Annotated in this window: 24 protein-coding genes; 10 read left to right on the top strand and 14 right to left on the bottom strand. The window is 62.8% G+C overall.

Going from position 1 to position 26,380, the window contains the following annotated elements; genetic code table 11:
* Nucleotides 1–321 precede the first annotated feature (321 nt).
* The 4 genes from HYH08_RS35895 to HYH08_RS35880 all read left to right on the top strand — a co-directional run bounded on the left by HYH08_RS35895 (nt 322) and on the right by HYH08_RS35880 (nt 7,959).
* On the top strand, nt 322–2,304 hold the full coding sequence (locus HYH08_RS35895) for a type I restriction-modification system subunit M (RefSeq protein WP_220014538.1): 1,983 nt from the start codon (nt 322–324) through the stop codon (nt 2,302–2,304).
* Nucleotides 2,301–3,680 (top strand): restriction endonuclease subunit S, encoded by a 1,380-nt coding sequence (locus HYH08_RS35890; protein WP_220014537.1) that lies wholly within the window; start codon nt 2,301–2,303, stop codon nt 3,678–3,680. The genes HYH08_RS35895 and HYH08_RS35890 overlap by 4 nt, the downstream gene beginning before the upstream one ends.
* 144 nt (nt 3,681–3,824) lie before the next feature.
* Nucleotides 3,825–6,800 carry a type I restriction endonuclease subunit R gene (locus HYH08_RS35885; RefSeq protein WP_228748300.1) on the top strand — a complete coding sequence of 992 codons (2,976 nt, stop codon included), beginning with the start codon at nt 3,825–3,827 and terminating at the stop codon, nt 6,798–6,800.
* Entirely contained in the window at nt 6,721–7,959 is a 1,239-nt protein-coding gene (locus HYH08_RS35880; RefSeq protein WP_220014535.1) for an FAD-dependent oxidoreductase, read from the top strand. The genes HYH08_RS35885 and HYH08_RS35880 overlap by 80 nt, the downstream gene beginning before the upstream one ends.
* A gap of 168 nt (nt 7,960–8,127) precedes the next feature.
* Here the strand turns inward: HYH08_RS35880 and HYH08_RS35875 are convergent, their stop codons facing one another.
* The 6 genes from HYH08_RS35875 to HYH08_RS35850 are packed head-to-tail and all read right to left on the bottom strand — an operon-like array spanning nt 8,128 to nt 12,694.
* A complete protein-coding gene (locus tag HYH08_RS35875; protein ID WP_220014534.1) occupies nt 8,128–8,937 on the bottom strand; it encodes an ABC transporter ATP-binding protein in 810 nt (269 codons plus the stop codon).
* Entirely contained in the window at nt 8,934–9,725 is a 792-nt protein-coding gene (gene rutD, locus HYH08_RS35870) for a pyrimidine utilization protein D (RefSeq protein WP_220014533.1), read from the bottom strand. The genes HYH08_RS35875 and rutD overlap by 4 nt, the downstream gene beginning before the upstream one ends.
* Before the next feature lie 33 nt (nt 9,726–9,758).
* A complete protein-coding gene (locus HYH08_RS35865) occupies nt 9,759–10,556 on the bottom strand; it encodes an ABC transporter permease (protein ID WP_220014532.1) in 798 nt (265 codons plus the stop codon).
* 1 nt (nt 10,557) lies between these two features.
* Nucleotides 10,558–10,944: a pyrimidine utilization protein C gene (rutC, locus tag HYH08_RS35860; protein ID WP_220014531.1), complete on the bottom strand. Its 387-nt coding sequence runs from the start codon at nt 10,942–10,944 to the stop codon at nt 10,558–10,560.
* The gene (gene rutB, locus HYH08_RS35855) at nt 10,941–11,681 is read right to left on the bottom strand and encodes a pyrimidine utilization protein B (protein ID WP_220014530.1); all 741 of its coding nucleotides are present in this window, start codon (nt 11,679–11,681) and stop codon (nt 10,941–10,943) included. The genes rutC and rutB overlap by 4 nt, the downstream gene beginning before the upstream one ends.
* Nucleotides 11,681–12,694: an ABC transporter substrate-binding protein gene (locus HYH08_RS35850; RefSeq protein WP_220014529.1), complete on the bottom strand. Its 1,014-nt coding sequence runs from the start codon at nt 12,692–12,694 to the stop codon at nt 11,681–11,683. Before HYH08_RS35850 ends, rutB begins: the two co-directional genes overlap by 1 nt.
* A 139-nt stretch (nt 12,695–12,833) precedes the next feature.
* Between HYH08_RS35850 and HYH08_RS35845 the strand changes: the two genes are divergently transcribed.
* From HYH08_RS35845 to HYH08_RS35835, 3 genes are read left to right on the top strand one after another with little or no spacing between them, the layout of a single operon-like run.
* Entirely contained in the window at nt 12,834–13,754 is a 921-nt protein-coding gene (locus HYH08_RS35845) for a LysR family transcriptional regulator (RefSeq protein ID WP_220014528.1), read from the top strand.
* Nucleotides 13,684–15,009 (top strand): DUF2157 domain-containing protein, encoded by a 1,326-nt coding sequence (locus HYH08_RS35840; protein ID WP_220014570.1) that lies wholly within the window; start codon nt 13,684–13,686, stop codon nt 15,007–15,009. Before HYH08_RS35845 ends, HYH08_RS35840 begins: the two co-directional genes overlap by 71 nt.
* A complete protein-coding gene (locus tag HYH08_RS35835; RefSeq protein WP_220014527.1) occupies nt 15,006–15,602 on the top strand; it encodes a GDYXXLXY domain-containing protein in 597 nt (198 codons plus the stop codon). The genes HYH08_RS35840 and HYH08_RS35835 overlap by 4 nt, the downstream gene beginning before the upstream one ends.
* Here HYH08_RS35835 and HYH08_RS35830 read toward each other — a convergent pair.
* The gene (locus HYH08_RS35830) at nt 15,599–16,969 is read right to left on the bottom strand and encodes an aminotransferase-like domain-containing protein (RefSeq protein ID WP_220014569.1); all 1,371 of its coding nucleotides are present in this window, start codon (nt 16,967–16,969) and stop codon (nt 15,599–15,601) included. The two genes, HYH08_RS35835 and HYH08_RS35830, sit on opposite strands and share 4 nt — an antisense overlap.
* A gap of 161 nt (nt 16,970–17,130) precedes the next feature.
* On the opposite strand from HYH08_RS35830, the gene HYH08_RS35825 reads away from it, so the two are divergent.
* The gene (locus HYH08_RS35825; RefSeq protein ID WP_220014526.1) at nt 17,131–17,991 is read left to right on the top strand and encodes a DMT family transporter; all 861 of its coding nucleotides are present in this window, start codon (nt 17,131–17,133) and stop codon (nt 17,989–17,991) included.
* A gap of 11 nt (nt 17,992–18,002) precedes the next feature.
* Here HYH08_RS35825 and HYH08_RS35820 read toward each other — a convergent pair whose 3' ends face one another.
* The 3 genes from HYH08_RS35820 to HYH08_RS35810 all read right to left on the bottom strand — a co-directional run bounded on the left by HYH08_RS35820 (nt 18,003) and on the right by HYH08_RS35810 (nt 21,414).
* Nucleotides 18,003–19,217: an EAL domain-containing response regulator gene (locus HYH08_RS35820; protein WP_220014525.1), complete on the bottom strand. Its 1,215-nt coding sequence runs from the start codon at nt 19,215–19,217 to the stop codon at nt 18,003–18,005.
* A gap of 284 nt (nt 19,218–19,501) precedes the next feature.
* Nucleotides 19,502–19,927, bottom strand: coding sequence for a hypothetical protein (locus HYH08_RS35815; RefSeq protein WP_220014524.1), 426 nt, complete (start codon nt 19,925–19,927; stop codon nt 19,502–19,504).
* A 323-nt stretch (nt 19,928–20,250) separates the two neighbouring features.
* Nucleotides 20,251–21,414, bottom strand: a complete 1,164-nt coding sequence (locus HYH08_RS35810) for a hypothetical protein (RefSeq protein ID WP_220014523.1) — start codon at nt 21,412–21,414, stop codon at nt 20,251–20,253.
* Between the two features lie 339 nt (nt 21,415–21,753).
* Here HYH08_RS35810 and HYH08_RS35805 point away from each other — a divergent pair, with 339 nt between their 5' ends.
* A complete protein-coding gene (locus HYH08_RS35805; protein ID WP_220014522.1) occupies nt 21,754–22,377 on the top strand; it encodes a helix-turn-helix domain-containing protein in 624 nt (207 codons plus the stop codon).
* A gap of 69 nt (nt 22,378–22,446) precedes the next feature.
* On the opposite strand, the gene HYH08_RS35800 is transcribed toward HYH08_RS35805, so the two are convergent.
* From HYH08_RS35800 to HYH08_RS35785, 4 genes are all read right to left on the bottom strand, one after another.
* The gene (locus HYH08_RS35800; protein ID WP_220014521.1) at nt 22,447–22,695 is read right to left on the bottom strand and encodes a hypothetical protein; all 249 of its coding nucleotides are present in this window, start codon (nt 22,693–22,695) and stop codon (nt 22,447–22,449) included.
* Between the two features lie 190 nt (nt 22,696–22,885).
* Nucleotides 22,886–23,263 carry an Hpt domain-containing protein gene (locus tag HYH08_RS35795; protein WP_220014520.1) on the bottom strand — a complete coding sequence of 126 codons (378 nt, stop codon included), beginning with the start codon at nt 23,261–23,263 and terminating at the stop codon, nt 22,886–22,888.
* Between the two features lie 157 nt (nt 23,264–23,420).
* A complete protein-coding gene (locus HYH08_RS35790; RefSeq protein ID WP_220014519.1) occupies nt 23,421–24,119 on the bottom strand; it encodes a Crp/Fnr family transcriptional regulator in 699 nt (232 codons plus the stop codon).
* A gap of 187 nt (nt 24,120–24,306) precedes the next feature.
* Nucleotides 24,307–25,017: a Crp/Fnr family transcriptional regulator gene (locus HYH08_RS35785; RefSeq protein ID WP_220014518.1), complete on the bottom strand. Its 711-nt coding sequence runs from the start codon at nt 25,015–25,017 to the stop codon at nt 24,307–24,309.
* A gap of 423 nt (nt 25,018–25,440) precedes the next feature.
* Between HYH08_RS35785 and HYH08_RS35780 the strand changes: the two genes are divergently transcribed.
* Nucleotides 25,441–25,908, top strand: coding sequence for a response regulator (locus HYH08_RS35780; protein WP_283844202.1), 468 nt, complete (start codon nt 25,441–25,443; stop codon nt 25,906–25,908).
* Nucleotides 25,909–26,380 lie beyond the last annotated feature (472 nt).

Raw genomic sequence — 26,380 nt, 5'->3', positions numbered from 1 at the left:
TGTCCCACAACCACGCCTCCAATTCTTGACAGGTCCTTGCGCGACGTCAGACGCCGCCGACCAAGCCATCGTCGGACTTGCCGCACGTCGGATTGGCGTAGGCAAATAGACGTACTCGGAATTCGCGTACCCAAACTTGATCAAAGGGCCAAAATGGCCAAAGGTCGCGTGATTCGGGGAGCACAAGTTGCCTGACACGAGCGACCGGTCGTGTCCCGTGATGGCTGCTGAAGAATAAGACAAGTTACGCGCGCGCGAACGCGTCGGATGTATCGAAGCGTCGCGCCAAGCGATATGGGACGTCAGGGGGCCTGCCGAGGAATGAGTAACGGTGATCTGAACTGGATCGCGAACTTCATCTGGGGCATCGCGGACGATGCCCTGCGCGATCTTTATGTACGTGGCAAATACCGTGACGTTATCCTGCCGATGATGGTGCTGCGCCGTCTTGATGCGGTGCTGGAGCCGACCAAGGTTGCCGTGCTGTCGATGAAGGCCAATCTCGACAAGGCGGGCGTCACCAACCAGGATGCAGCGCTGCGCCAGGCCGCCGGACAAGCCTTCTATAACACGTCCCCGTTTAATCTGCGCGATCTTCGCAACCGCGCCTCGCAGGCTCAGTTGAAGGCCGATTTCGAGGCCTTCCTCGAAGGGTTCTCGCCGAACGTGCAGGTGATCCTCGACAATTTCGAATTCCGCAATCAAATCCCGAAGCTGTCGAAGGCCGACGTGCTCGGCACGCTGATCGAGAAATTCCTAGACAGCTCGATCAATCTCGGCCCGAAGCCGGTGCTGCATGGCGACGGCTCAGAGAAGCACCCCGGCCTCGACAACCACGCTATGGGCACGGTGTTCGAGGAACTGGTCCGCCGCTTCAACGAAGCCAATAACGAGGAGGCCGGCGAGCACTGGACACCGCGCGACGCCGTCAAGCTAATGGCGAAGCTGATCTTTGTGCCGATCGCCGACAAGATTCAGTCCGGCACCTATCTGCTATACGATGGCGCCTGCGGCACCGGCGGCATGCTGACCGTGGGCGAGGAAACTCTGAAGGAACTAGCCGCGCAGCACGGCAAGCAGGTCTCCACCCATCTTTACGGGCAGGAGATCAACGGGGAGACCTATGCTATCGCCAAGGCTGATCTGCTGCTTAAGGGCGAGGGCGAGGAGGCCGACAACATGGTCGGCGGCCCCGAGTGGTCAACGCTGGCGAATGATGCCTTTCCATCCCGAGAATTCGACTTCATGTTGTCGAATCCGCCCTACGGAAAGAGCTGGAAGAGCGATCAGGAGCGCATGGGTGGCAAGGCCGGCATGCGCGATCCACGCTTTGTGATCGAGCATGCCGGCGATCCCGAATACAGCCTCGTCACCCGTTCCAGCGACGGACAGATGATGTTCCTGGCGAACATGCTGTCGAAGATGAAGCACGATACGCCGCTGGGGTCGCGCATCGCCGAGGTGCACAACGGCTCCTCGCTATTCACGGGCGACGCGGGCTCCGGCGAAAGCAATGTCCGGCGCTGGGTCATCGAGAACGACTGGCTGGAAGCCATTGTCGCCTTGCCGCTGAACATGTTTTACAACACCGGCATTGCCACCTATGTCTGGGTGCTGTCGAACCGCAAGCCCGGCCATCGTCGCGGCAAGGTGCAGTTGATCGACGCAACCCAATGGTTCAAACCGCTGCGCAAGAACCTCGGCAAGAAGAACTGCGAACTGACCGAGTCCGATATCGAACGCATTCTCGAGGCCTTCATGGCCTTCGACGAGAGCGAGCAATCACGCATTTTCGACAATGCCGAGTTCGGCTATTCCAAGGTGACAGTCGAGCGACCCTTACGGGCCACTGGCATCGAGGCAACCCGCGCCTACACTCCGAAGGAGATCAAGTCGCTGAAGGAGGAGGGGCGCATCGCAGAAGACGGGACGCCGGTGATCCGTCGGATTCACAAGGCGGGCAAGGTTGAAGCCGATCCGCTGCACGGACTGTTCCCGCTGGCCATCGACGGCAAGACCTGCGTGGTCGAATATGAGCCGGATGGTGATTTGCGTGACACCGAGACGGTGCCGCTAAAGGAACCTGGCGGGATCGAGGCCTTCATTCGCCGCGAGGTTCTGTCGCACGTCCACGACGCCTGGGTCGATCCGGCCAGGACCGTCATTGGCTATGAGATCAGTTTCACGCGCTATTTTTATAAATCGCAGCCGCTGCGTTCGCTGGAAGCAATCCGCGCCGATATTCTGGCGCTGGAGCGCGAGACCACCGGTCTGATGGGCGATATCATTAGAGTTTTCCAATGAGCGAGGCAATCGTCACAGGGCATTGGAATATCCCTTGGCTTAGAGACCTGCCCGCGAATTGGCAAGTCGTGTCCAGTAAACGGCTCTTTGCTGCCCGGAAAGAGCTCGCCCGCCCCGACGATCAACAACTCGCTGCGACACAGGCTTACGGGGTCATCAGCCAGAAGGAGTTCGAGCGCCGCGTCGGCCGACGAGTTGTTCAGATCACTCAGAATCTTGAGAAGCGCCGGCGCGTTGAAAAGAATGACTTCGTTATCAGCATGCGCAGTTTTGAGGGTGGCCTCGAAAGAGCGTGGGAGACCGGCTGTATTCGATCCTCATACGTGGTGTTGAAGCCTAGTGTAGAGGTTGATGTTGGCTTCTTTCAATACCTCTTCAAATCGCATGATTACATTCAAGCTCTGCGTGCTACCTCTAACTTTATCCGCGACGGGCAAGACCTGAACATTTCCAATTTTAGTCTGGTTGATCTCCCCCTTCCGCCTCTAGATGTTCAGGGACAGATCGCGAGGTTTTTGGATTGGCATGGCGCGCAAACAGCGAAGCTGATTCGCGCCAAGAAGAAGATCATTGCACTTCTGAATGAGCAGAAGCAGGCGATAATCCACCACGTCGTCACCTGCGGCCTCGATCCGAACGTCAAACTAAAGCCCTCAGGCATCCCTTGGCTCGGCGATGTACCTGCGGGGTGGGAAGTCAAGAAACTCAAGTATCTGGTTCGCTTTAACAACGGTTTGGCCTTCAAGCCATCCGATTGGTCTGTTTCCGGAACGCCAATCATCAGAATTCAAAATTTGAACGGGTCGGACGTGTTCAACTACACGACCAAGAACGACTTGCCTGAAGACATGTTGATCGCCAAAGGTGACATCGTGTTCTCTTGGTCGGGAAACATCGGGACTTCATTCGGCCCCTTTATCTGGGAAAGAGATTTCGTCGGCTATCTAAACCAGCATATCTTCAAACTGGAAAAGGTAACCTCTCACCGCCGATATTTCTACTACGTGCTGAAAGCGGTTACCAAGCACGTTGAAGAAAACGCTCATGGGATCATCGGCCTCGTCCACATTACTAAACCGGAGCTTGGGTCGATATCAGTTCCGCTTGCCCCATTTGACGAGCAAGTAGAAATTGCCACCTGGCTGGACGAGCATCTGTCCGGAATAAACGCAATCATTGAGCGTGCCCGACGGGAAATCTCGCTCATCCAGGAATTCCGCACCCGCCTGACCGCTGACGTCGTAACCGGCAAGCTCGATGTCCGGACCTTTGCGGCCAGCCTACCCGAGGTCATTGCAGCCGAACCCATCGACGCTGTTGCCGAGGAAGATGACATCCTAGAGTCCGAGCCAGATGCGGAAGACGAGGCCGCGTGATAGGATGCACGCCATGGACGCCGCCGGGGCCACTCTCATCTTGTTGTTGGACTGCTATCTCGATCGTCTGATGGACTCGTTCAACATCCTTCGTGCCAAGGGATGGCTGACGGCGGTATGAGCACGGACACCTCAGAGAGGGGCTTGGAGGCTCTCATCGTCGCTGACCTGACCGGTCGCAAAACAGCGACTGGCGGCGGATTTGACGAGAACCCCGAGCCCTACGTTGGCCTTCATAACTGGCTTCACGGCGATCCCAAGGCCTATGATCGCGCCTGGACCGTCGATCTTGTGCAGCTACGCGCCTTCGTCGGTGCGACTCAGCCGCTACTGGTGGCGGCGTTCGATCTCGACCACGACAGCCCGACAAGGCAGAAATTTCTGGCCCGGCTTCAAGGCGAGATTGGCAAACGCGGCGTTATTGACGTGCTGCGCAAGGGCGTGAAGCATGGTGCTCATGATGTTGACCTGTTCTACGGCACGCCGTCGCTGGGCAATCCCAAGGCAGCTGAACGCTTCGCGCTGAACCGGTTCTCGGTCACCCGCCAGCTTCGCTACAGCCGCGACGATACCGCCCACGCGCTCGATCTGGCGCTGTTCATCAATGGCCTGCCGATCGCCACGTTCGAGCTCAAGAACAGCTTGACCAAGCAGACCGTCGAGGACGCTGTCGAACAGTACAAGCGTGACCGCGATCCGCGAGAGAAATTGTTCGAGTTCGGCCGCTGCATCGTGCATCTGGCGGTCGACGACGCGCAGGTCAAGTTCTGCACCCAGCTCAAGGGCATGGCGTCATGGTTTCTGCCCTTCAACAGGGGCTGGAACGACGGTGCCGGTAATCCGCCGAATCCGGCGGGGATCAAGACCGATTATCTCTGGAAGGATATTCTGACGCCGGTTGGCCTTACTGATATCATAGAGAACTACGCGCAGATCGTCGATCGGAGAGACCCTAAGACCAACCGGATCAAGCGGGATCAGATATTTCCCCGTTTCCATCAGTTGGACGTGGTTCGCAAGCTGTTGGCCGACGCGAAAGCCGAGGGGGCAGGGCGGCGCGTGCTGATCCAGCACTCAGCCGGCTCCGGCAAATCGAACTCGATCGCTTGGCTGGCGCATCAGCTGGTGGGGCTTGCGAACACCGCCGGCCAAGTGTTCGATTCCGTGATCGTCGTTACCGACCGCCGTATTCTCGATCAGCAGATCCGCGACACGATCAAGCAGTTCGCGCAGGTCGGTGCCACGGTTGGCCATGCCGAGCGTTCCGGCGATCTTCGCCGCTTCATCACCGACGGCAAGAAGATCATCATCACTACGGTGCAGAAATTCCCATTCATCCTCGATGACATCGGCTCACTGCACCGAGACCGGCGCTTTGCAATCATCATCGACGAGGCGCATTCGAGCCAAGGCGGCCGGGCCGCGGCGGCCCTGAACACTGCATTGTCCGGCACCGAAGACGGCGACGAGGACGAGACCGTCGAGGACAAAATCAACGCGATCATGGAGGGCCGCAAGATGCTCCCCAATGCGAGCTATTTCGCGTTCACCGCTACGCCAAAGAACAAGACACTAGAAATCTTCGGCGAACCCTGGCCGGATGGTGACAAAGTCAAGCACCGACCTTTCCACAGTTACACGATGAAGCAGGCGATCCAGGAAGGATTCATTCTGGATGTGCTGCGGGACTACACGCCGGTCAACAGCTATTACCGGCTGGTCAAGACGGTCGAGGCCGATCCGGAATTCGACACTAAGCGTGCGACCAAGAAGCTCCGCCGTTATGTCGAAAGCAACAGTCACGCCATTCGTCTTAAGTCCGAGATCATGGTCGATCACTTCCACGAGCAGGTGCTCGGACTGAACAAGATCGGCGGTCAAGCACGAGCGATGGTAGTGACTTCAGGCATTGAGCGCGCGATTGAATACTATCAAGCGGTGAGCGCTTATCTGATTGAACGTAAGAGTCCCTATCGTGCGATCGTCGCTTTCTCTGGCGAGCATGATTTCAAGGGGACAAAGGTTACTGAAGCCAGCCTCAACGGCTTCCCCTCCAAGGATATTGCCGAGCGTATCGAAACTGATCCCTATCGCTTTCTGATTTGCGCGGACAAGTTCCAGACCGGCTACGACCAGCCGTTGCTGCATACGATGTACGTGGACAAGGCTCTTTCAGGTATCAAGGCCGTTCAGACGCTCTCACGCCTGAACCGCGCGCATCCGCAGAAGCACGATACGTTCGTGCTCGACTTCATGAACGATACCGAGACGATCCGGGCTGCGTTTGACACATTCTATCGAACCACAATCCTCAGTGACGAGACTGATCCGAACCGGCTGCACGATCTCAAGGCTAGTCTCGATGGCCATCAGGTCTATCAGCCCACCCAGATCGAGCAGCTCGTCGAGCTGTATCTCGCGGGAGCGGATCGCGACCGCCTCGATCCCATCCTGGATGTTTGCGTTGAGACCTATGTGACCGACCTCGATGAGGACGGTCAGGTCGACTTCAAAGGCAAAGCCAAGGCGTTTACTCGCACCTACGCTTTCATTTCCTCTATCCTGCCCTACACCAACGCAGATTGGGAGAAACTCTCGATCTTCTTGAACTTCCTAGTTCCAAAGTTGCCGGCTCCGCGCGAAGAGGATCTGTCTAAGGGGATTCTCGAAGCGATCGATATGGACAGCTATCGGGTAGAGAAGCAGGCCGCGCAACGGGTGCAGCTGTCCGATCAGGACGCAGAGATTGATCCGGTGCCAACGGATGGCGGTGGACACAGATCCGAGCCCGAGCTCGATCGCCTGTCCAACATCATCCGAAGTTTCAACGATTTGTTTGGGAATATCACTTGGGCGGACACGGATCGCATCCGCCATCTGATTGCGACCGTGATTCCGGACAAGGTGGCCGCAAACCCTGCGTATCAGAATGCACAGAAAAATTCAGATAAGCAAAACGCTCGGATCGAGCACGACAAAGCTCTGGCGAACGTGATTATCGGATTGATGAAGGACGACACCGAGCTATTCAAGCAATTCAGTGATAATCCTGAATTTAAGCGATGGCTCACTGATACGGTTTTTTCCGCGACTTACGATAGATCAACGCCGTCATCGTAGCCCCCCTCCCGAGGCCTTCATGCGAAAATGCGAAGTCGCCGTGCTGGGTCTGGGGCTCATGGGCGGAGCGGCGCTGGGCAAATTGCTGGAGGCCGGCGTCGATGCGCTCGGCTTCGATCCCGTGGGGCCCGGTTCGGATCGCGGCTCGTCGCATGGGTCGTGTCGCATTTTCCGTCGCTTCAATTTTGAAAACCCCAACTACACCGGCTTGAGCGATGAGGCGCATGCCGGCTGGATCCGGCTGCAGAGCGAAAGCGGTCGAACGGTTCTGACGGAAACCCCTGTTCTGGAGGCCGGCCGCCCCGGCTCCGCCATGGTGGCGTCCTCGCGCGCGGCCGCGATCGCGACAGGGCGGGCGGATCCGGTGATGACCGCGGCGCAAGCGAACAAGGAATTTCCGGCTTTCAACCTGCCCGGCGACTGGGACGTTGTCGTCCAGGACGGTGGCGCGATCCTGCACACCGATGTCATCATGAGACTGATGCGCGCACGCGCCGCGACCCGCGTGATTGCCGAGCTCGCAAGCTTCACGCCGCGCCGCGACGGCGTGTCGATCCGCACGGCCAGCGAAGAGGTCTTCGCCGAGCGCGCGATCCTGGCGCTGGGCCCATGGCTCGGTCGCGCACTCCCAGAGCTCGCCGCGTTGCTGGACGTGACCCGGCAGGCGGTCGGCTGGTTCGCACCGTCCCGCGCCGATAGTGTGGTTTCAGGTCGCTTCCCGATCTTCATTCTGGACCGCGGTCCTGATGACATCGTCTACGGCTTCCCGGATTTCGAACAGCGCGGCGTCAAGGCTGCGCCTCACAACCACGGGCCCGTGGTCGGCCCCGACGACTGGGGTCCGCCCGCCAGCGATGCCGAACTCCGCTCCGTCAGCGAAGCCTTGGCCGCGCTCGTCCCCGGCGCGGCCGGGCCCATCATCGATCGCGACGTCTGCCTCTACACCAACACCGCGCCCGCCGACATCAGGCGAGACGCGGGCGAGGAGTTCATCATCGATCGCTGGCCGGAGTCCCGCCTGATCGTCTGCTCCGCGTGTTCAGGCCATGGCGCGAAGTTCGCGCCCGCCATCGGGCAAAGGCTTGCTCGCCTTGCCACCGATCCGTCCTACCAGGCAGAACCGTTCTTCCAGCTGTCCCGCTATTCCCAATTCGCCTGAGCGGTCGAACCTTCCGCCATGATGCCATCATGCACCCATTTTGCCCGACAGTCAAGTGAAATTTTGGATTTCCGAAATCGCCTTCGCGTAAATCATTGATCTGACGGAGGTCTCTACTGTGCATGGGGTTGTTTTCGAAATATTGCTGTGGGAGCCACTACTCGCCCGTCACCCTACCCCCACCGGCTTTTCCAGATCGGCCCAGATCTTCGCAAAATAGTCCTGGAACACCGGGTCGGTCCGCAACCCCGCCGGATCGCGCCCCTCGCGCGGCAGGTCGATCACATGCAGCGACCTCACCGTGGCAGGCCTTGCGCTCAGCACCAGCACGCGATCGGCCATGGCGATGGCTTCGCCGATGTCGTGGGTAACGAGGATCGCGCTCTTGCCGCGCTCGGTGATGATGCGGGAGACGTCGGCCTGCATCAGGAGGCGGGTCTGGAAGTCGAGCGCGGAGAACGGCTCGTCGAGCAGGATCACCTCAGGATCGAAAGCGAGCGTGCGCATGATGGCGACGCGCTGGCGCATGCCGCCGGAGAGCGCGGCGGGCTTGGCGTGCTCGAAACCGGCGAGGCCGTAGGTCCGGATCAGCTCCAGCGCGATCTCGCGTGCGCGGGGCTTGGGCGTTTTGCGGATCTCCAGCCCGAGCATGACGTTGTCCAGCACGCTGCGCCACGGCAGCAGCAGGTCCTTTTGCAGCATGTAGCCGACATGGCCGGCGGCATCGTCGACGCGGCGGCCCGCCACCTCGACATGGCCGCGGGTCGGGCGCAGCAGGCCGGCAATGGCATTGAACAGCGTGGACTTGCCGCAGCCGGAGGGGCCGACGATCGCCAGCGTCTCGCCGCGGCGCAGCTCGAAGTCGACCTTGCGGATCGCTTCGACCGGCTTGCCGGCGCCATCGAAGGTGACGCCGACATTCTCGGCGCGCAGCACGATCGGCTCGGCTTCAGTCAGATTTTGCGCGAGCGCATTCATCGGTCCACCTCCTTCAGGAAGTCGAGCAGCGTATCGTTGAAGATTTTTGGCGTGACCACGCTGAAGGCGTGCGCCCCCCAATCGACCTCGTGCACGCGCGAGTTCGGGATTGTGGCGGCGAGTTCGCGCGTGAGATAGGCCGGCACCAGCGCATCGTCCTTGGCGGACGACAGCAGCGTCGGGACGTTGATTTCGCGCAGGCGCCTGCCGCCCTCGAACGCCAGGAACATGTCGATGCGCTGGTTCATCGTCGCGACGGAGGGGAAGTGCTTCAGGATCTTCTCTTCCTCGGCATCGAGATGCGCGATGTTGTCCGAGATCCATTGCGGCGGATAGAGGAAGAGCGGCTGCGCACGCACATAGGCTTGCGGGCCGGACTGATTGAGGAGCTGCTTGCGGATCTCGAAGCAGCGCCGCAGGAACGGGTCGGCGCGGCCCCAGCCGTTGACCACGGTGAGGCTGCGCAGGCGCTTGGGGTGACGCAGCGAAAGCTCAATGCCGACGATGCCCCCGATGGCGTGGCCGACCACATGCGCTGCGTCCACTGCGGCGTGGTCGAGCACGCAGGCGATGTCGTCGGCCATGCCGGCAATGCTGCGGCTGCCGGCCTCGCTGTGGCCGGTGCCGACGTGATCGTAGAGAATGACCTGGTGGCGGTCCGCCAGTGCCTTGAGCTGCGGCGCCCAGAACGAACCGCTGCCGCCCATGCCGGCGGAGAGCACGATCGGCGTGCCGCGTCCGTGAACTTCGTAATAGATCCCGGCATCCTTGCCGCGTGCAAAAGCCATGACGTCCCAGTGATTGGAGTGTTGCGTGTCGGATCAGGAGAGCAGGCGGCGCTCGATCAGGTCGATCGCGCCGTACATCAGCAGCGCCACCGCCATCAGCGTCGCGATGCCGACCCAGACCGCGTTGAGGTCGTAGAGCACGCCGGCGTAGTAGATCATGTAGCCGAGGCCTTCCTTGGAGGCGATATACTCGCCGACGACAGCGCCGATCAGGGCGAAGCCGACATTGAGCCGGAAGGCCGCGACGATCCACGGCATCGCGCCGGGCACGATCACGGTGCGCCAGGTCTTGGCGCGGCTGGCGCCGAGCGAGCGCAGCAGCTTGACGAGGTCGGCGTCGACCTCCTTGGCGCCCTGCAGCGCGGTGATGACGGCAACGATGAAGGTGATGATCGCGGCGATCGCGATCTTCGAGGACAGGCCGATGCCGAACCAGACGATGATCAGCGGGGCCAGCGCGATCTTCGGCAGGCCGTTGAGCGCGACCAAATAGGGCCGCAGCACCGCCGCGCCCGTCGGCACCAGCCACAGCGAGAGTCCCGCCGCGCTGCCGAGCACTGTGCCGATCAGGAAGCCGGCGATGGCTTCCCATGCGGTGAGCGCGGCGTCGCGGAGCAGCTCGCCGCTGGCGATCAGCTTGGCTCCCTTTGCGATGATGCCGCTGGGCTGGCCGTAGAGATAGACCGCGATCAGGCCGAAGCGGATCGCGAGCTCCCACGCTGCGAGCAGCGCCACCAGCAGCGCGATCTGAAGCAGCGCGATGCGGAGCGCAGGCGGCAGCTTGAACCGCGCGCCCGTCACCGCAGCCTGGCCGGCGTCGAGCACGGCCACCTCACGGCCTCTTGTGCGCGATCGAGGCAATCTCGACGAGGCAGGCCGGCTTCACCAGGCCGCACTGGATGCAGAAGCGCGCCGGCTTCTCGCCCGGAAAATACTCGGCATAGACCTTGTTGACTGCGCTGTAATTGGCCCAGTCGGTGATGAAGATCGAGTTGAAGGTGACATCGGCAAGGCTGGAGCCCGCCGTCTCCAGCACGCGCTTGATGGTTTCGAGGATATGCCGGGTCTGGCCGGCGGCATCGCCCTCGTGAACGACATCGTTGTTCGAATCGAAAGCCAGCGTGCCCGACACGTAGATCACGTTATCGGCCATCATGCCCGGCGAGAACGGGGCGATGGGGGCGTGGGTACCTGCGGGAATGATGGCGCGGTCGGTCATAGCGAGTCCTCTTTTGCTGGAGCGGCTTCGGTCTGGGCAAAGGCGCGGCGGAAATCGCTCGCGGACGAGACCCAGCCGAAGAATGTCTCGATATTGAAGACGGAGGCCTTCTGGATGTAATCGGGGCCGGCCTGATGCGTCGCGTCCTCCAGCATCACGCCGAAATATTCGAGGTGGAAGCCGTCGCGCAGCGTCGATTCCACGCAGACATTGGTAGCGATGCCGCAGAAAACGAGATTTCGGATGCCGCGGGCGCGCAAGATGCTGTCGAACTGGCTGTTGAAGAAGCCGCTGTAGCGCGTCTTCGGCACCACGATGTCGCCGGGCTTGGGCTGGAGATCGTCGACCAGCGCGTAGTCCCAGCCGCCCTTGGCGAGCAGCTTGCCTTGCAGCTCCGGCCGTTTACGCATCGTCTTCAGCGCGTTCGACTTGTGCCAGTTCGGCGAGCCCGGTCCGCCGGCCTCGACATAATCGGCATCCCAGCCGTTCTGGAAGAAGATCACGGGAACGCCGACGCCGCGCGCGACGCTCACCACATCCTGGATCGCATTGATCGCGGCCTTGGCGCCGGAGATGTCGAAGCCGGCGAGGTCGAGATAGCCGTTCGGCGAGGCATAGGCGTTCTGCATATCGACCACGACGACCGCGGTCTCATCGACCGCGAGCCGAAGCGGTTCGGGCCGCGCCGGCAGCGTGACGAAGCGCTGTTCGCGCGCGGGAGAGGTATTCACTGTCATCAGACGAGACCGAACTGCTTTGTCGCTTGCTCGGCGAACCGGTTGTCCACCATCTGCGCGTAGGGAAGGGCGGTCTGCACCGCTCCGCCGCCCTGCTCGAGCTGCATCGCGCGGTCCCATTCATCCACAGAGATCGTCGGGTTGCGCGGGATCGCGGTCTTCGAGCCGAAAAAGTTTTTCGTCGCGCTGGCGACGACCGACGGGGTCACCTTCGGGAAATATTTTTCCGCGACCTCGGTGAAAACAGCATTGTTCTCATGCATCAGTTTCTGTGCTTCCGCGATCGCGTTGCAAAAACCCTGCACGGCGGCCGGGTTGCTGGCGATGGTCTCTTCGGTCGCCATCGCGGTGGTGAAGCAGAGCGAGCCCAGCGCATCGGCAAAGGACAGCACCGGCACCAGGCCGAACTGTTCGGCGGCGATGCTGACGTCCCATTCGAAGGCGGTGGCGATGTCAGCGCGGCCGTCCTTCACCGCGGCGGCCTGCGCGCCCGGCGGCAATTCGAGGAAGGTGACGCCGGCTTCCTTCGGATCGAACTTGCCGATGGTTTTGATCGCGTAGGTCGGCACTTGAATGGTCGAGGACGGGAATTTCAGCGTCGCGATGGTCTTGCCGCGCAGATCCTCGATCGTCCTGATCTTGCTGTCGGGTTTCGCAATGCCCCACATCGACACGCCGCCAACGATCTTTGCGATGTTCTTGATCTTGCCGCCTTCGCGCACGGCGTTGACCGACATGCCCGGGCTGGTCACGCCGATCTGCCCGCGCCCCGACAGCAGGATCGGCACCGGCAGCGCGATGCCGCCGGCGGTGGACAGGTCCGCATCGAGACCGTGCTTGGCGAACAGTCCCTTGTCCGCGGCCACATAGAGCGAGTTGTACATGCCGAGCCGGAGCGCTTCGGCGATCGCCACCTTGGCTCCGGCCGCGAAGCTCGGGGTGCTGAGGCCGGCCAGCGGCGCCGTTGCCGCACCGAGGAGAGAATATTTCACGAGGTCGCGTCTGGTGATCACGTCCCAGTCCTTTGACTTGTCAGAACAACGGGTTAGCTCGTCGTCTGCTCAATTGATGGTCATTCCCGGTCTTCGCCCAAAATCCTTGCATCGGAGATTTTCATTAACAATCCGGAATAGAGAGATATATTTATAAACTATGCTGATAGATCAGCTCGACCTGAAGCAGCTCCGCGCTTTCGTCCGTGTCGTCGAGACCGGCAGCTTCAGCGCGGCTGCGCGCGCGCTCGGCATGTCGCAATCCGCCGTCAGCCAGGCCGTGCGCCAGCTCGAGGAAAACCTGCGGGTGCGGCTGCTGGATCGCACCACGCGAAAGCTTCAGCTCAGCAAGGTCGGCGCGGATTTCATGCCGGGCATCCAGCGCCTGCTCGCCGATCTCGATCGCCAGCTCCAGGACCTGCGTGATTTGCGCGAGCACCGTCGCGGCCACGTCACCGTAGCTTGCGTGCCGTCGGTGGCGTTGCGGCTGATGCCGCGCGTGCTCGCCGCGTTTCAGCGTGAGCATCCGATGGTCGCGGTGACGCTGAAGGAGATTTCACGGCACCAGATCTTCGCAGCGCTGCGCGGCGGCGATGTCGATCTCGGCATCGCCAATGTCCCCGGCGATGATCCCGAGCTCGATGCCTCGCGCCTGCTCGTCGACAATTTTGCCCTCGTCATGCGCCGCGATCATCCGCTTGGCGCGCGCGAGGCCGTGAGCTGGACGGAAGCCTCGAAGGCCGGCCTCGTGGTCATGGCCACAGGCACAGGCATCCGGCTCGAGATCGAGCGCGGTGTTGCCGAGCTCGGGCAGGGCACGCCGATCCATGAAGCCGAGCATCCGGCAACGCTGCTGGCGCTGGTCGAGGCCGGCGTCGGCGTCGCGCCCTTGCCGAGCCTTGCATGGCCCGAGGCCGATCATCCGGTCCTCACCTGGCGCAAGCTGGTCGATCCCGTGATCGAGCGCGAGCTCTATCTGCTCTGGCGCATCGGCCGCGACCTCTCGCCGGCTGCGCGCGCACTCCAACGCGGCATTTTGGCAGGCGCGCAGGCGATTCGCGAACGTAGTTTGGCCGGCTGACGCGCGGGGACGGCTTGAACCTGCCGGCGGCGGAAGCCGACCTAGCAACAGCCCGCCGGCCGGCAGGGAACGAGGTTATTCACGACGATGTTCGACAGAACCTACCGGCAACATCGCGGTGGTCGTCGGCATCGTCGGCGGACTCCTGATCGCATCCGCCTTCCTTGCTTTCGTCGCGGCGCACTGGACGGAGATCGCGCGGCTGCTGCGGTTCGCGATCCTGCTCGCCGGCATGGTCATCACCGGCGGCCTGGGCGCATGGTTCGCCGCGACGGGCCGCAACGTGCTTGCCGACCTCTGCGCCAGCGTCGGCGCCATCATTTTCGGTGCGGGCATTGCGCTGGTCGGGCAGATGTATCATCTCGGCGACGACTTTGCCGGCGGCATGCTGCTGTGGTCGATCGGGGCATTCGCTGCGGCGCTGCTGACCGGCTCGCGCGGCGCGCTCGCAGTCGGTCTCACTGCCGCCTGCATCTGGACCTGCATGCGCAGCTACGATGCGCCCGATATCCTGCACCTTCCATTCGTCGCGGTCTGGCTGATCGCCGCCACTCTCGCGTTGGCGTGGAATTCCCGCGTCGCCGTCCACCTCGTTGCGATCGCGGTGCTGCCGTGGTGGATCGCGACGTCGCTTCGTTTCGATCTTGATGGCCTTCAGCCGTCCTTCGTGCTGGCGAACGGCGCGGCGCTGCTGTTCGGCGCCGGGCTCGTGATCGCGGCTACGCGGCGGCCTAGAGCGCTTTTGCTCGGGAGCGTCATGTCGACCTACGGTGCGTTCGCGCTGGCGGCCGTCGCCTTCCTGGAGGTGACGACAGTCGACGACATCATTCGCTTCCGGACCGGCACCGCATCGGCCCAGCCATTGTGGGCGATCCTGTGCGGGCTTGCGGGCGTGGTCCTCGCTCTCGCGTCAGGCGCAATCACGAAGCGCGCCGGCGAAATCCTGGCGGCATGCGCGATCGGGCTCGTGCTGCTCGCCGCGCCGATCTGGCCGGCTTCCGCGGCCGGCGAGCCCTGGTTCGCCTATGCCGCGCTGCTCGGTGCCATGCTGTGCCTCGTCGTCTCCGGTGTGCTCGACGACGTGCGTCCGCGCATCGTGGCCGGCTGGCTCGGGATTGCCGGCGTCATTGCGGGTATCACCTGGGCGGTGAAGGGCTCGCTGTTGCGCCGCTCGGCCTTCCTCGGCGCCGCCGGAATCATCGCAATGGTGTTCGCAACTGCGCTCAATCGCGCATTGCCGAGGGCTGACCGATGATCGAGGCCATCACAAAATTCTGGCAACACATCCCGAAAGCTGTGCTGTTCGGCCTCGCCATCCTGATCCAATGCGTGCTGCTGGTCCTGATGGTCGCCGATCGCATGCAGATCCTGCGCGAAGGCCGTGAAGTGACCTTGCAGACCCAGCCGGTCGATCCCCGCGATTTCCTGCGCGGCGATTACGTCGTGCTGCGTTACGACATCTCGCAGCTGCCGGCAGGTAGCCTCGCCGGCAAGACCGCCGAGACGCGCAATCCCGTCGTTTTCGTGAAACTCGCGCCCAATGCCGGCGGCCTTTACGAGGCGGTTTCGGTGCATGCCGAGCCCGTCGCGGTCACTGCGCCCGAAATCCTGATCCGCGGCCGCGTCAGCTATTCCTGCGGTTCGACCAGCCGTATGTTCTGCGACAAGCTGACGATCACATACGGCCTCGAAAGCTATTTCGTGCCCGAAGGCGAGGGCCGAAACCTCGAGCAGGCCCGCAACCAGCAGAAGCTGCGCGTCGTCGCCGCCGTGCTCCCCTCAGGCCGCGCCGCCATCAAGCGCCTGCTGCTCGACGGCGAGCCGGTGTATGAAGAGCCGCTGTATTAGCGCTCGGCTGGTTTCGCCTTCAACGTCCGCCGTAGCACGTCCCACATCCGCGGATCGTTCATATGTGCCACGTTGAAGCGCAGGAAGTTTTGCGCGGTCTGCGACACGCTGAACACGTTGCCGGGCGCGAGCACCACGTTCTCTTCGAGCGCGGCGCGTGCGACCGCGGTTGCATCCTGTCCGCCGTCGAGGCGGCACCAGAGAAAGAAACCGCCGCGCGGCATCAGCCAGGGCTCGATGCCCAACGCCCCGAGTTTTCGCGCGACGTCGCGGCGGGCGCGGGTCAGCTTCTGCCGGAGCTCATCCATGTGCTTGCGATAGCTGCCGCCGGCTAAAACCTTCGTGATGATCTCGGTCGCGACCGGGCTCGGACCGCCAAAGCTGGTCGCGACCTGGAGATCGACGAGGTGCTCGATCCAGTCGGCGCGTCCTGCGATGTAGCCGCAGCGCACCGAGGCCGACAGCGTCTTGGAGAAGCTGCCGATGCGGATCACGCGGGAGAGTCCGTCGAGCGCGGCAAGGCGCGGCGAGCGCTCGGGCTCGAAGTCGCCGAAGATGTCATCCTCGATGATGGTGAGGTCGTGGGTTGCCGCCGCGGTCAACAGCCGGTGTGAGGTCTGCAGCGAGATCGTCGCGCCGGTCGGATTGTGCAGCGCTGAATTGGTGATGTAGAGCCGTGGCCGCTCGCTGGCGAGAATCTCCTCAAAGCGTGCAACGTTCGGGCCCGATGGCGTATAGGGCACGCTGACGATCCTGGCCTGATGCGCCCGCAGCAGCGCGCGAAAATTGAAATAGCAGGGATCGTCGACCAGCACGGTGTCGCCGGGACGAAGCAGGAAGCGGCAGATCAAATCGGTGGCCTGCGTGCCCGAGCCCGTCAGCATCAGCTGGTTGATCGAGGCCTCGATCCCGTCTTCGGCGAGACGCGTCAGCAGCAGCCGGCGCAGCGCGAGCGAGCCGGACGTCGAGCTGTAATTGGTCAGCACACTGGTCTCGGTGCGGGCCAGCGCGCGGGTGGCGCGGCGCAGCGCCGCTTCCGGCATCCAGTCCGGCGGCAACCAGCCGCAGCCGGGCTTGGGCACGGCATCGTCCGTATCGAGCGATTGCCTGGAAACCCAGAACGGATCGACGGCGCGATCGCGGCGCGGCTCGACCTCGGTCAATGCCAGCGGCGGCGTGACGGTCGGCGAGACATAGAAGCCGGAGCCGCGGCGGGCGCGGATCAGGCCTTCGGCTGCGAGGCGATCATAGGCCTCGACCACGGTGGAGGGCGAAACACCCATCGTCGTGGCAAGACTGCGGATCGACGGCAGGCGGTCGCCGGCGCCGAGGGTGCGTCCTGCGACCTTGGCGCGGATCGCGCTCATCACGTCGATGGTGCGCGTTCCGCCGCGACCTCTTGTCTGCGCCTCGCCACCCAAGGCGTACGGCCTTCCATACCCATACAGTTTGGCTGGATTGTACTAGATTGTTGCTGGTTTGGCCACCGGCGCGGGTGGAGTATCGCTGTCCAAAAGGCGGGACGGAAATGCAATCGACGGGAACTGGCTGGGGCAATGGTCTCCTCGGCGTCATCATCTTCAGCGGCTCCTTGCCGGCGACGCGCGTCGCGGTCGGCGGCTTCTCCGCGCTGTTCCTGACCTCAGTGCGGGCGGTCATAGCCGCACTGATCGGAATGGCCGTGCTGGTCCTGCTCCGTCAGGCGCGTCCCGGCCGAGAGGATCTCGCCTCGCTGACCATCGTCTCGATCGGCGTCGTGGCCGGCTTTCCCCTGCTGACGGCGCTCGCGCTCCAGCACATCACCTCCGCGCATTCGATCGTCTTCATCGGCCTCTTGCCGCTGTCGACGGCGATCTTCGCCGTACTGCGCGGCGGCGAGCGGCCGCAGCCGTTGTTCTGGTTGTTCGCGATCTTCGGCAGCGCCACGGTTGCGGGTTTTGCCCTCTCCAACGACGGCTCCGCATCGGTCACGGGCGATCTGCTGATGGTCGCCGCGATCGTGCTGTGCGGGCTCGGCTATGCCGAAGGCGCCGCGCTGTCGCGCCGTCTCGGCGGTTGGCAGGTGATCTCGTGGGCGCTGCTGCTTGCATTGCCGCTGATGGTGCCGGTCGCGATGTGGACCTGGCCGCCGGCATGGAGCGGCATCAGCGTGCCCGCCTGGATCGGGCTCGCTTACGTCTCGGTTTTCAGCATGTTCGTCGGCTTCATCTTCTGGTACCGCGGCCTTGCCATCGGCGGCATCGCCCGCGTCGGCCAGTTACAACAGCTCCAGCCGTTCTTCGGCCTAGCGCTCGCCGGCTTCCTGCTGCATGAGCCCGTCGCCTGGAGCATGATCGCCGCAACCGCGCTCGTGGTCGTCTGCGTGTTCCTGGCGCGGCGGTTTGCCTGAGGCTGCTCGCCTCAGGCCGGATCCATCACCGTCCGCGTCAACGTGCTCCTTGCAAACTTCTTCAACGGCATCGGCTTGCCGAACAGAAAGCCCTGCACGAGGTCGAAGCCGAGCTCGTTTGCGGCGACGAGATCGGCGCGGCTTTCGACGCCTTCGGCGACGGCGGGCACGCCATAGCCCTGCGCGAGCTCGACGATGTGGCGGCACACCGCGCGCTTGAGACGGTCGCTGCCGCTGCCGGTCACGAAGTGGCGGTCGGCCTTCAGCTTGATGAAGGGAATCTTGCCGAGGTCCATCAGCTCCGGCCAGTTGGCGCCGAGATTGTCGATCGACAGGCCGATATTGTGCAGGCGCATCTCGCGCGCGATCTCCGTCAGCAGATCGAGGTCGCGGATCGCTTCCGCGCTGTCGATCTCGATGGTCAGTCCGCCGAAGGCCGGATGCGTCGGCACGTGGCGGCAGAGATCGCGCACCGACTGCGGCTCCTTCAGATACGAGGCCGGCAGATTGATCGAGAGATCGACCTGGCTCTGCTGCTCCAGGAGATAGTGCCAATCCTGCACGGCGCGCTCGATCACGAACTCCGAGAGATCGCGGAAGTGCGGATCGTGCGCCTCAGGAATGAAATAGGCCGGCGGCACCACGCCCCAGGTCGGATGCCGCATCCGCACCAGTGCCTCGGCGCCGCTGCGGACCAGCGTGCGCGCGTCGATCTTCGGTTGATACCACAGCTCGAGCCAGCCGGCATGCAGGGCCTCGCCGACATGCACGGCCGGGCTCGGCGCCGGCTCATCCGGCAGCAACATCGCGACGCGTTCGCGCAGCGTCTGCGCGGCGAAGGGTGTGGTCAACGGCGGCAACATCGCAAGGCCGTATTCCTCGCCGACCTGCTGCACCGCCTTGACGATGATCGACTCGCGGGCGCCGACGGCCAAGACCTTGCCGTCGAAGGCCTCGCGCACCAGGATCTCGAGAAATCTTCCCGGCTCGATGCCGTCGGCGGCGATGCCGAGCAGGATCAGGTCCGGCAGCTCGTTCGCCAGCATCGCCTGCAGCTCGTCGGCGCCGGAGCATTCGCTGGTGACGAAGCCGAGGTCCTCCAGCACCTCGCTCATGAAGGCGCGCAAGTGGCGTTTGCTGTCGGCCACGCAAGCGCGCGGCGTCACCTTTCGCCGCCCGAAGGTCCTCGGCCTCCGTCCGGCGAGCTCAACAATTTCGTCGTCCATCGCAAACCACTCCCGTTCCGTCCCGGTGTGTTAGCGACGTGAGCAGTTTCAAATATGGAGAGCTTCAGCCGATTGTCGAATTATCTGGGTAACGTTAAAGCCTGCATCATTCGTAAAATTGTTCGGATCTCCTTCGAGAAGTTTTTACGGGATGCCTGCCTGCTGCGCGCGCGGATGCGATAATCGCGCGGGATTTTCTCGATGCGTGTGTTGGTCGCCATTGCGCGTGTGTCCTGCAATTGGACGAAGCCGTTCGCGCTTCGCCCAATTGAATAATGGACGCCTCAATTGCTTGTGGCCTTCTCGTGTTGCGCCATGCCGACCGCCTTGTAATCGTACGTCGGATAGAACTCGGTGCGGTAGGGGCCCCACGCGGTATCCTCGATGACGCGATTGACTTCGCGCAGGCGCGAGGCCGGCAGGCGCAGCGTGATCACCTGGCCGATGCCCATCATCACGTACCAGCTCACGACCTCGGTGCCGGGCGGCGGGAAGGATTTGTAATAGCCCTGCTTCTCGAGCTGCGCATTCAGCTCGTTCAGCGGACGCGACTGGTCGTGCTTGAAGAACACGGTGAGCAGCACCGCGTTGTCGGCGGTCGGCGCCGCATTGCCCTGTGGCGGCGATGTCTGCGCCATCGTCGTCGAGGTGAGCGCCAGCGCTCCCGCCAGCAACGCTGCCGCCGTCAACATCCGTCGGTTCGATCTCATCGCGAACTCCTTCCCAATGCTCGTGCGATGCATCGGAGAATAGGAGAGAGGCGCGTCGCCGAAGAATTCATTTTCGCGCGATGCGCGCATGTTTCGCCGCCGCTCGTGACAGTTCTGCGACAATGCGCGCGAGGCCAATGCTGCGAATGTGAAGCACATCACACGCGTATTGCTGCACCTGCGCTATGGGTCCCCAGAGCCGGTGGTGGGCTGTTTCGGGATTACAGCTATGTCGATGCGGCGAATGATGTATTGGTGGTTCAGGTTCGTGCTGTCAGGGCGATTTCTAGATCGCTTCCTGTGCCTGCCGCGCTAGCGTGAGCTCAGGTCTGCCCGATCAACTTGCGGAACGCTGCCGCGCCATCCTGCACGACGTCACGTCCCCTCCAAGCCAGATAGGTCAGCTTGCCACCGAGTGTGTCGTGACTGCGCAGCCGGCGGGAGCCGAGGATATGGCCGACGTTGGAGGGGAAGCGGCTGACCTCGGCCGACACAAGCGCCGCGATCGCGTCCATCAATTGTTGAAGCCGGACACCCCATTCGCTGGCCTCGATGCCGTCGATGCGCACCTTGAGCGCATATTCGGTGTCGTAGATGTCAGTGAGCAGGTCGCGCGCGATCAGGATCCGGTTGTGGCGCAGCGCGATCCGCAAGGCGAGGCGCTTGTCGTCGAGCCGGTCGAGCACCATGGCAACGACGCAGGCATAGGGCGTCGCGGCGACATCGCTTGCTTTCTTGCTCGCGGCCGCCTTGGTGGCGAGGCGCACCAGCTGCCAGGACGTCTTGAGGCGTCGCGCCACCAGCGTCAGCGCGAAGGGCAGCGCGTCGGGATGGGTTTTCTTGAAGGCGTCGAGCTGCGCGGTGATCTGCGCGACCTGGACGTCGTCGAATTTCGTGATCCTCTCGGGCAGCTTTTCGTTGAACTTCGGCAGTGCGTCGCCGGCGCGCAGCACCTGCTGCATCTTCTTCACGTCGTCGAAGGCGGTTCGGGATGCCGTGTATTGCGCGAGCTTGGCGCGCGCGAGTTCGGCGCTCTCCGCCGATGCGAGCGTGTTCTCGAGCACCTTGACGACCTTGATCTGGAAGGCCGATGCGGTCTTCAGCACTTCCTTCGGGTTGTTGGCGGTGACCTGATCGTTGATTGCATTGATGTAGTCGCGCGCCATGGTCGGCAGGAGATCGCGGCAGATCCACTCCCAGATCGGGGTCAGCGTGTTGCGCGAGATCCGCCCCGCATTGGCATGCTCGGGCGCGCCGTCGATCAGCAGCAATTCGAGCGGTGCGAAGAAATAGCGAGAGGGATTGGTGGCGCGCGCCTGGGTCGATCCGTCCTTGCGAAACTCGGCGCGAAGCTTGGCCTGAACGCTGGCTGAACCCGGCATGTCGATGCCGCACAGTTCAAGCCGCTCGAGCTCGCTGAGCAGGCAGCTGCGTGACAGCGGCGTCAGCCTCTGCAAGAATTCCGATAGCCGATCGATCTCGTCCATGGCACGCAATCTTTCGCAGCGATTCCAGCAAGCCTACAGGCTCAATGCATGGAGGCATTTGCGCGCTCACAATTGCGATCTAGAGAAGCAAGTTGCCGTTAATTAATCCGTAAAATTCGGGGGGCGCGGACTGGGGCCAAGGGACGGCGGTTAGGGGCGTTTTGGACCAGAGCCCGCGATTTGGGTGAAATTCTCAACCCCTGCATAGTCAGGGCCAGTCCCGCGCAAGCATAAATTGTGCCGATGCCGGCGTTTTAGCGCAAAACTGCCCAAATCACCGTAGTCTTACGGAGCAAAAAGTTAACCACAGATCGGCCCCGGTTCCGCTAAACAGGTCACATGGGGTCACAGAATGATACGGCCACCGATTCGCGGCCGTCGGAATGGTACGAAAGCAGCACCGCTCCAACTGACGAGCTCGATTTCGCCCGCCTGAATGCAGCCCGTGCCAAGGCGGCCGACGAAATGGCCGCCGCCATCGCCCGCGAACTCAACGGCCCCTTGACCGCACTCCTGCTCTATATGGGCGAGATCAAGCACCACAGCGATCAGCTCGCGCCCGTCTCGGGCGATCGGGTCTATTTGCAGCGGGTGGTGGAAAATGCGCTGGCGCAGACCGAGCGCGTTTGCGGCCTGGTCAAGCAGCTCGCCGGCTCTCACAAGGGCGGCTTGTCGATCCCCTCCGGGACCGAAGATGCCGAGCTCAAGGCCGCCCGCGCGCAGCAAGCCCCGCGCGTGCCGGGCGCCGAGCTCCTTGGCCCGCCGGGCCAGAAGCGGCTGACCAAGCGCGAACGCGAGGTGCTCCGGCTGATCAGCGAGGGCTATTCGAACAAGCAGGGCGCGCTGCGCATGCAGATCAGCCCGCGCACGTTCGAGAGCCATCGCGCCGAGGCGATGCGCAAGCTCGGTGCCCGCAACACCGCGGACCTGGTCCGCGCCGCGCTGCTGCATTCGATCGATTGAAGCTGTTCTGTTGCGCCGCCTGCCGGCGGCGCGTTCCGGACCTCGGCAGGCCGTTGGAAGCCGCTCGGCTCAGAAATAATCTTCAGCGAAGGGACGCGCGCGCGAGGCGGGCCGCAGCGGCTTGATCTCGTCCTTCGGCACGTTCGGGATGATGGTGATGGTCCAGCGCGGGGGCGTGGTCGATTCCTGCTCCAGGACCGAGCGCACGAAGCCAGTCACCGTTGCCTCGCCGGACGTCACCGTCGCCATGCGGCCGTTGAACTGAGCGATGCGGAAGCGCCGGACTTCCTTCTGGTCCGCAGTCTCGTAGGTGAACATGGAAACCCTCCTGGTTTCCCGCGACTATCGCCTCCCATGATTAGCCATCTCTAAAAATCGCACGCCGTAGAAGTACGGCGGGTTTTGCACGCGCTTGGCTCGAGCAAAGGCGCGTAGCGGTTCTCCGAAGAGATCGTGCGCAAACAGCGACCTGAAGCGCGATGACGATTCAGCCAGATCTCGTCGCGCTTCAGGCCTGCGGTTCCTGCGCGCGGGCGGCGGCGTAGGCCGCATCCATCCGGTCGAGCAGATCGTGAAATTCCGTCTCGCCGAGCGTCTCCGCGGACTTCTCCAGCCGCAGCGCCAGCGCCGCGAGCCTGACATAGCCGAACGTTCCGGCCGCGCTCTTCAGCGAATGCGCTTCGCGCGCGATCCTGGCATTGTGCTGCGCGAGCGAGAGCGTGCGGAACAGCTGCAGCCGCGCGCTCGTCTCGCTCCAGAACACGGCGCGCACTTCGCCCGCGCCCTCCTCGCCGATCTCGCGCACGAGTGCCGCATAGGGGCCCGGCTCGCGCGCGGGTTCGGCATCGAGCACCTTATGCGCCGGCGCGACGGTCATCTCGAACATGGGCTTGCTTGTCCTGGTCACGGTTCGTCTGTCGCGCGGCCTGTCCGGCGCGAGGCAGGCATCGTGTCTACGGCATTTGAATTTCAGTTTTGGGTGCGGGACAATGCGGGTTTGCAGGCCGGCATTAACCGCAGGTTTACCACGCGAGGGATGCCGGTCAGTGCTGGCCGAGCAGCCGGTCGTACTGGGCCTTCACGGTGGCGTAGCACTCGCACGCCGTCTGGCGCAGCCCCTCCAGGTTCAGGATCTGGATGTGTCCGCGGCTGTAGTGGATGAAATTGGCCTGCTGCAAGGTGTTGGCGACCAGCGACACGCTGTTGCGCCGTGCCCCGATCATCTGCGCCATCGCTTCCTGGGTCAGCAGCAGCCGGTGGTCGCCGCTGAGATCATGGGTGTGCAGCAGGCAGCGCGACAGCCGCGACTCCACGGGATGAGCCGCGTTGCAGCCCGCAGTCTGCTGCACCTGCGCGTAGACCGCGAGCCCGTGGCGGGTGAGCAGGGTCCGCAAGGTGCTGCTCTGGTCGGCGGCACTGCGCAGCCGGTCGAGATCCATCACCGAGGCGGCGCCGGGAACCAGCACGATCGCGGTGTTCAGCGCGCAGGCATCGCCCATGGTCGAGAGCGTCCCGAGCAGGCTGTCGCGGCCGATCATGGCGATCTGCACATGCTCGCCCTTGGCGAGCTTCACCACCAGCGAGATGACGCCGCGGTGGAGAAAATAGGCCCGCTTGAGCGTCTCGCCGGCTTCGACCAGCACAGCCTCGTGGGGCAGTTCGACCGTTCGCAGATAGGGACGAAGCAATTCATAATCGTCTGCCGACAGCGCGGACAGGAAACCGTTGGATGGACGCACCATCGTTTCCAAAGCTGCCTCCCTCTCCTGCGCCGGTTGGTCGCGGCGTGCGATTCATGCCCTGTGCGGGGAAGTTCCATCATGTTCACGTCGGGATATATTGGCAATTGGTACATTGTCATCCGGGCAACTAGGTCGCAGGCACGCGTTGTGTACACGGCGGCATGCAGATCGTTGCAGCTGCGTGGTGTCATTGCCGGATTCCGATCAAGGCCGCGTGGTGAGCCTTCACGGCCGCATAGCAATCGCAGGACGTCGTCTGGAGCGCGGGCAGGTCGACGATGACGATCTGCCCGCGGGTGTACTGGATGATGCCGGCGCGCTGGAGCGCGTGTGCGACGAGGGAGATGGCGTTGCGCCGGACGCCGATCATCTGCGCCAGTGTCTCCTGTGTCAGCGGCAGGATCTCGCTGTCGGAGAGATCGCGGGCCCGCAGAAGCCAGCGTGCAAGCCGTGCCTCGACCGGATGCAGCGTATTGCAGAGCAACGATTGCTGCGCATGCGCGAACAGCACCTGTTCGTACCTAATCATCAGGTTGCGAAACGGAGCGCTCGCAGCGGCGACGGCGCGGAAGGCCGCAATTTCAAGCATGGAGGCAGTTCCCGGGAACAACACGGTGGCGTCTGCCGGCGCGACGCCGTCGGCAAGTGCGGCACCGCCGCCGATGACACTGTCGTGCCCCAGCATCGCCACCTCGATCATTTGTCCTTCGGAGAGGCCGACCGTGATCGACACGGCTCCGCCGTGGGGGAAGTAGACATGTCGGAGCGCTGCGCCCGCCTCGCCCAAGACAGATTCCCTGACTATTTCGACCGTAGCCAGATGCGGCCGCAGCAGATCGAGATCAGCCGCATCGAGCGTCTGCAGCAATTGGTTGGACGGGTGGCCGCTTGCGGTCATGCAAACTCAATCCGACGTGTGCGACGCCGTGACCGGTTCGTCATCCAGTTGTACGGCGAAACAATACTATTGTAATGGTTGTGTCGCCGTCTATATACCCGTTGGGGGGCAGACAGCGTGTCGCATTTGCGGCGGAATTAAGAGTGGCGCACGCGATTCGCGGCTGAACCCGCGCGCCGCTCCTGCAACGGACGCGCAGGAAAAAGTGGCAAGGGGGCCTCGTGAGCCGGAACCACCCTATCCGCGCCTCAACCGGACGTCTCGCAGCCTCGTTCGCTGGACGAGCAGTTCCGGCGACCAACCATCGCCTCGAAGCGTGCCGCCGCATGGCCGCAGATATCGAGCCCATCGCTTGCGCCGCGCTGATTCCCTCGCCGAGCTTCGCGACCGTCAATCGTTCGTTTCAAACCAGAGGAGAAAGGCTTGCGCCACGGTTCAATTATTGAATCGCCGAAACGGGAAACTCAAACGGGGACAGAAAGTCTGCGTCATATTCTCGTTGTCGACGACGACCCGATGGTCTGTATGGCCATCGAGGTCTATCTGCAGCGAAACCATTTTCGAGTGACGATTGCCGACGGCGGTGAAGCGGGACTGCGCGCGCTCGAACACGAGCAGTTCGACCTGATGATCGTCGACATCTTCATGCCGCATATGCGCGGGTTCGAGTCGATCCGGATCTTCCACGAGCAGGCGCCTGCGATTCCGTTGATTGCCATGTCGGGTTATGCTTTTGCGGATCTGAATTCGCCCGCGCCCGATTTCCTGCGCATGGCGCTGGAGCTCGGTGCCGCACGCTGTCTGCGCAAGCCGTTCACACCGCACGCGCTGCTGGCCGCGATCAACGACTGCCTCGCGGAGCATCGTTCCGCGGTTGCGCGCCTCGGTTAGCGCCGCGCCGGTCGTACTGGCGGCGAGTTAAGCGTTCATTCACCCTAAACGCGGGCGTTGCGGGTTCGGCAGGGCACGACCTGACCGTTGTGAGAGGCCGCCGATCGCCAGTGATCGAAGCCGGCCACGCGCGAGCCGCGCATATCCTCTTTCGCGGGCAGACCTTTTTTGCGCGCATCTTCTCGCTGTTAGCGCCGCCTTTACCTGACGCTTCTCACGATCGCCTGTCGTTGCAGCTCTTGCCGAAAAGCGCTTGCGCGCGGGGTCGAACTGCAAACTTGTCTTCAATATCCGTATTAGCACGGAGGACGAAATTAACGGGACCGTGAAAGGGGTTGTCTAACGATTCGAGGCGAAGACTTCCGCCGATTCCAGACGTGGCACAGGCGTCGAAGTCCAGCTCAGTAAGGCGTATCCCATGGATGATCTGTTGCGGGAGTTTCTGACGGAGACCAGCGAGAGCCTGGACACC

This window comes from Bradyrhizobium sp. BR 10289 (assembly GCF_019455385.1).
Classification (GTDB): domain Bacteria; phylum Pseudomonadota; class Alphaproteobacteria; order Rhizobiales; family Xanthobacteraceae; genus Bradyrhizobium.
This window is presented reverse-complemented; position numbering and strand designations above follow the sequence as displayed.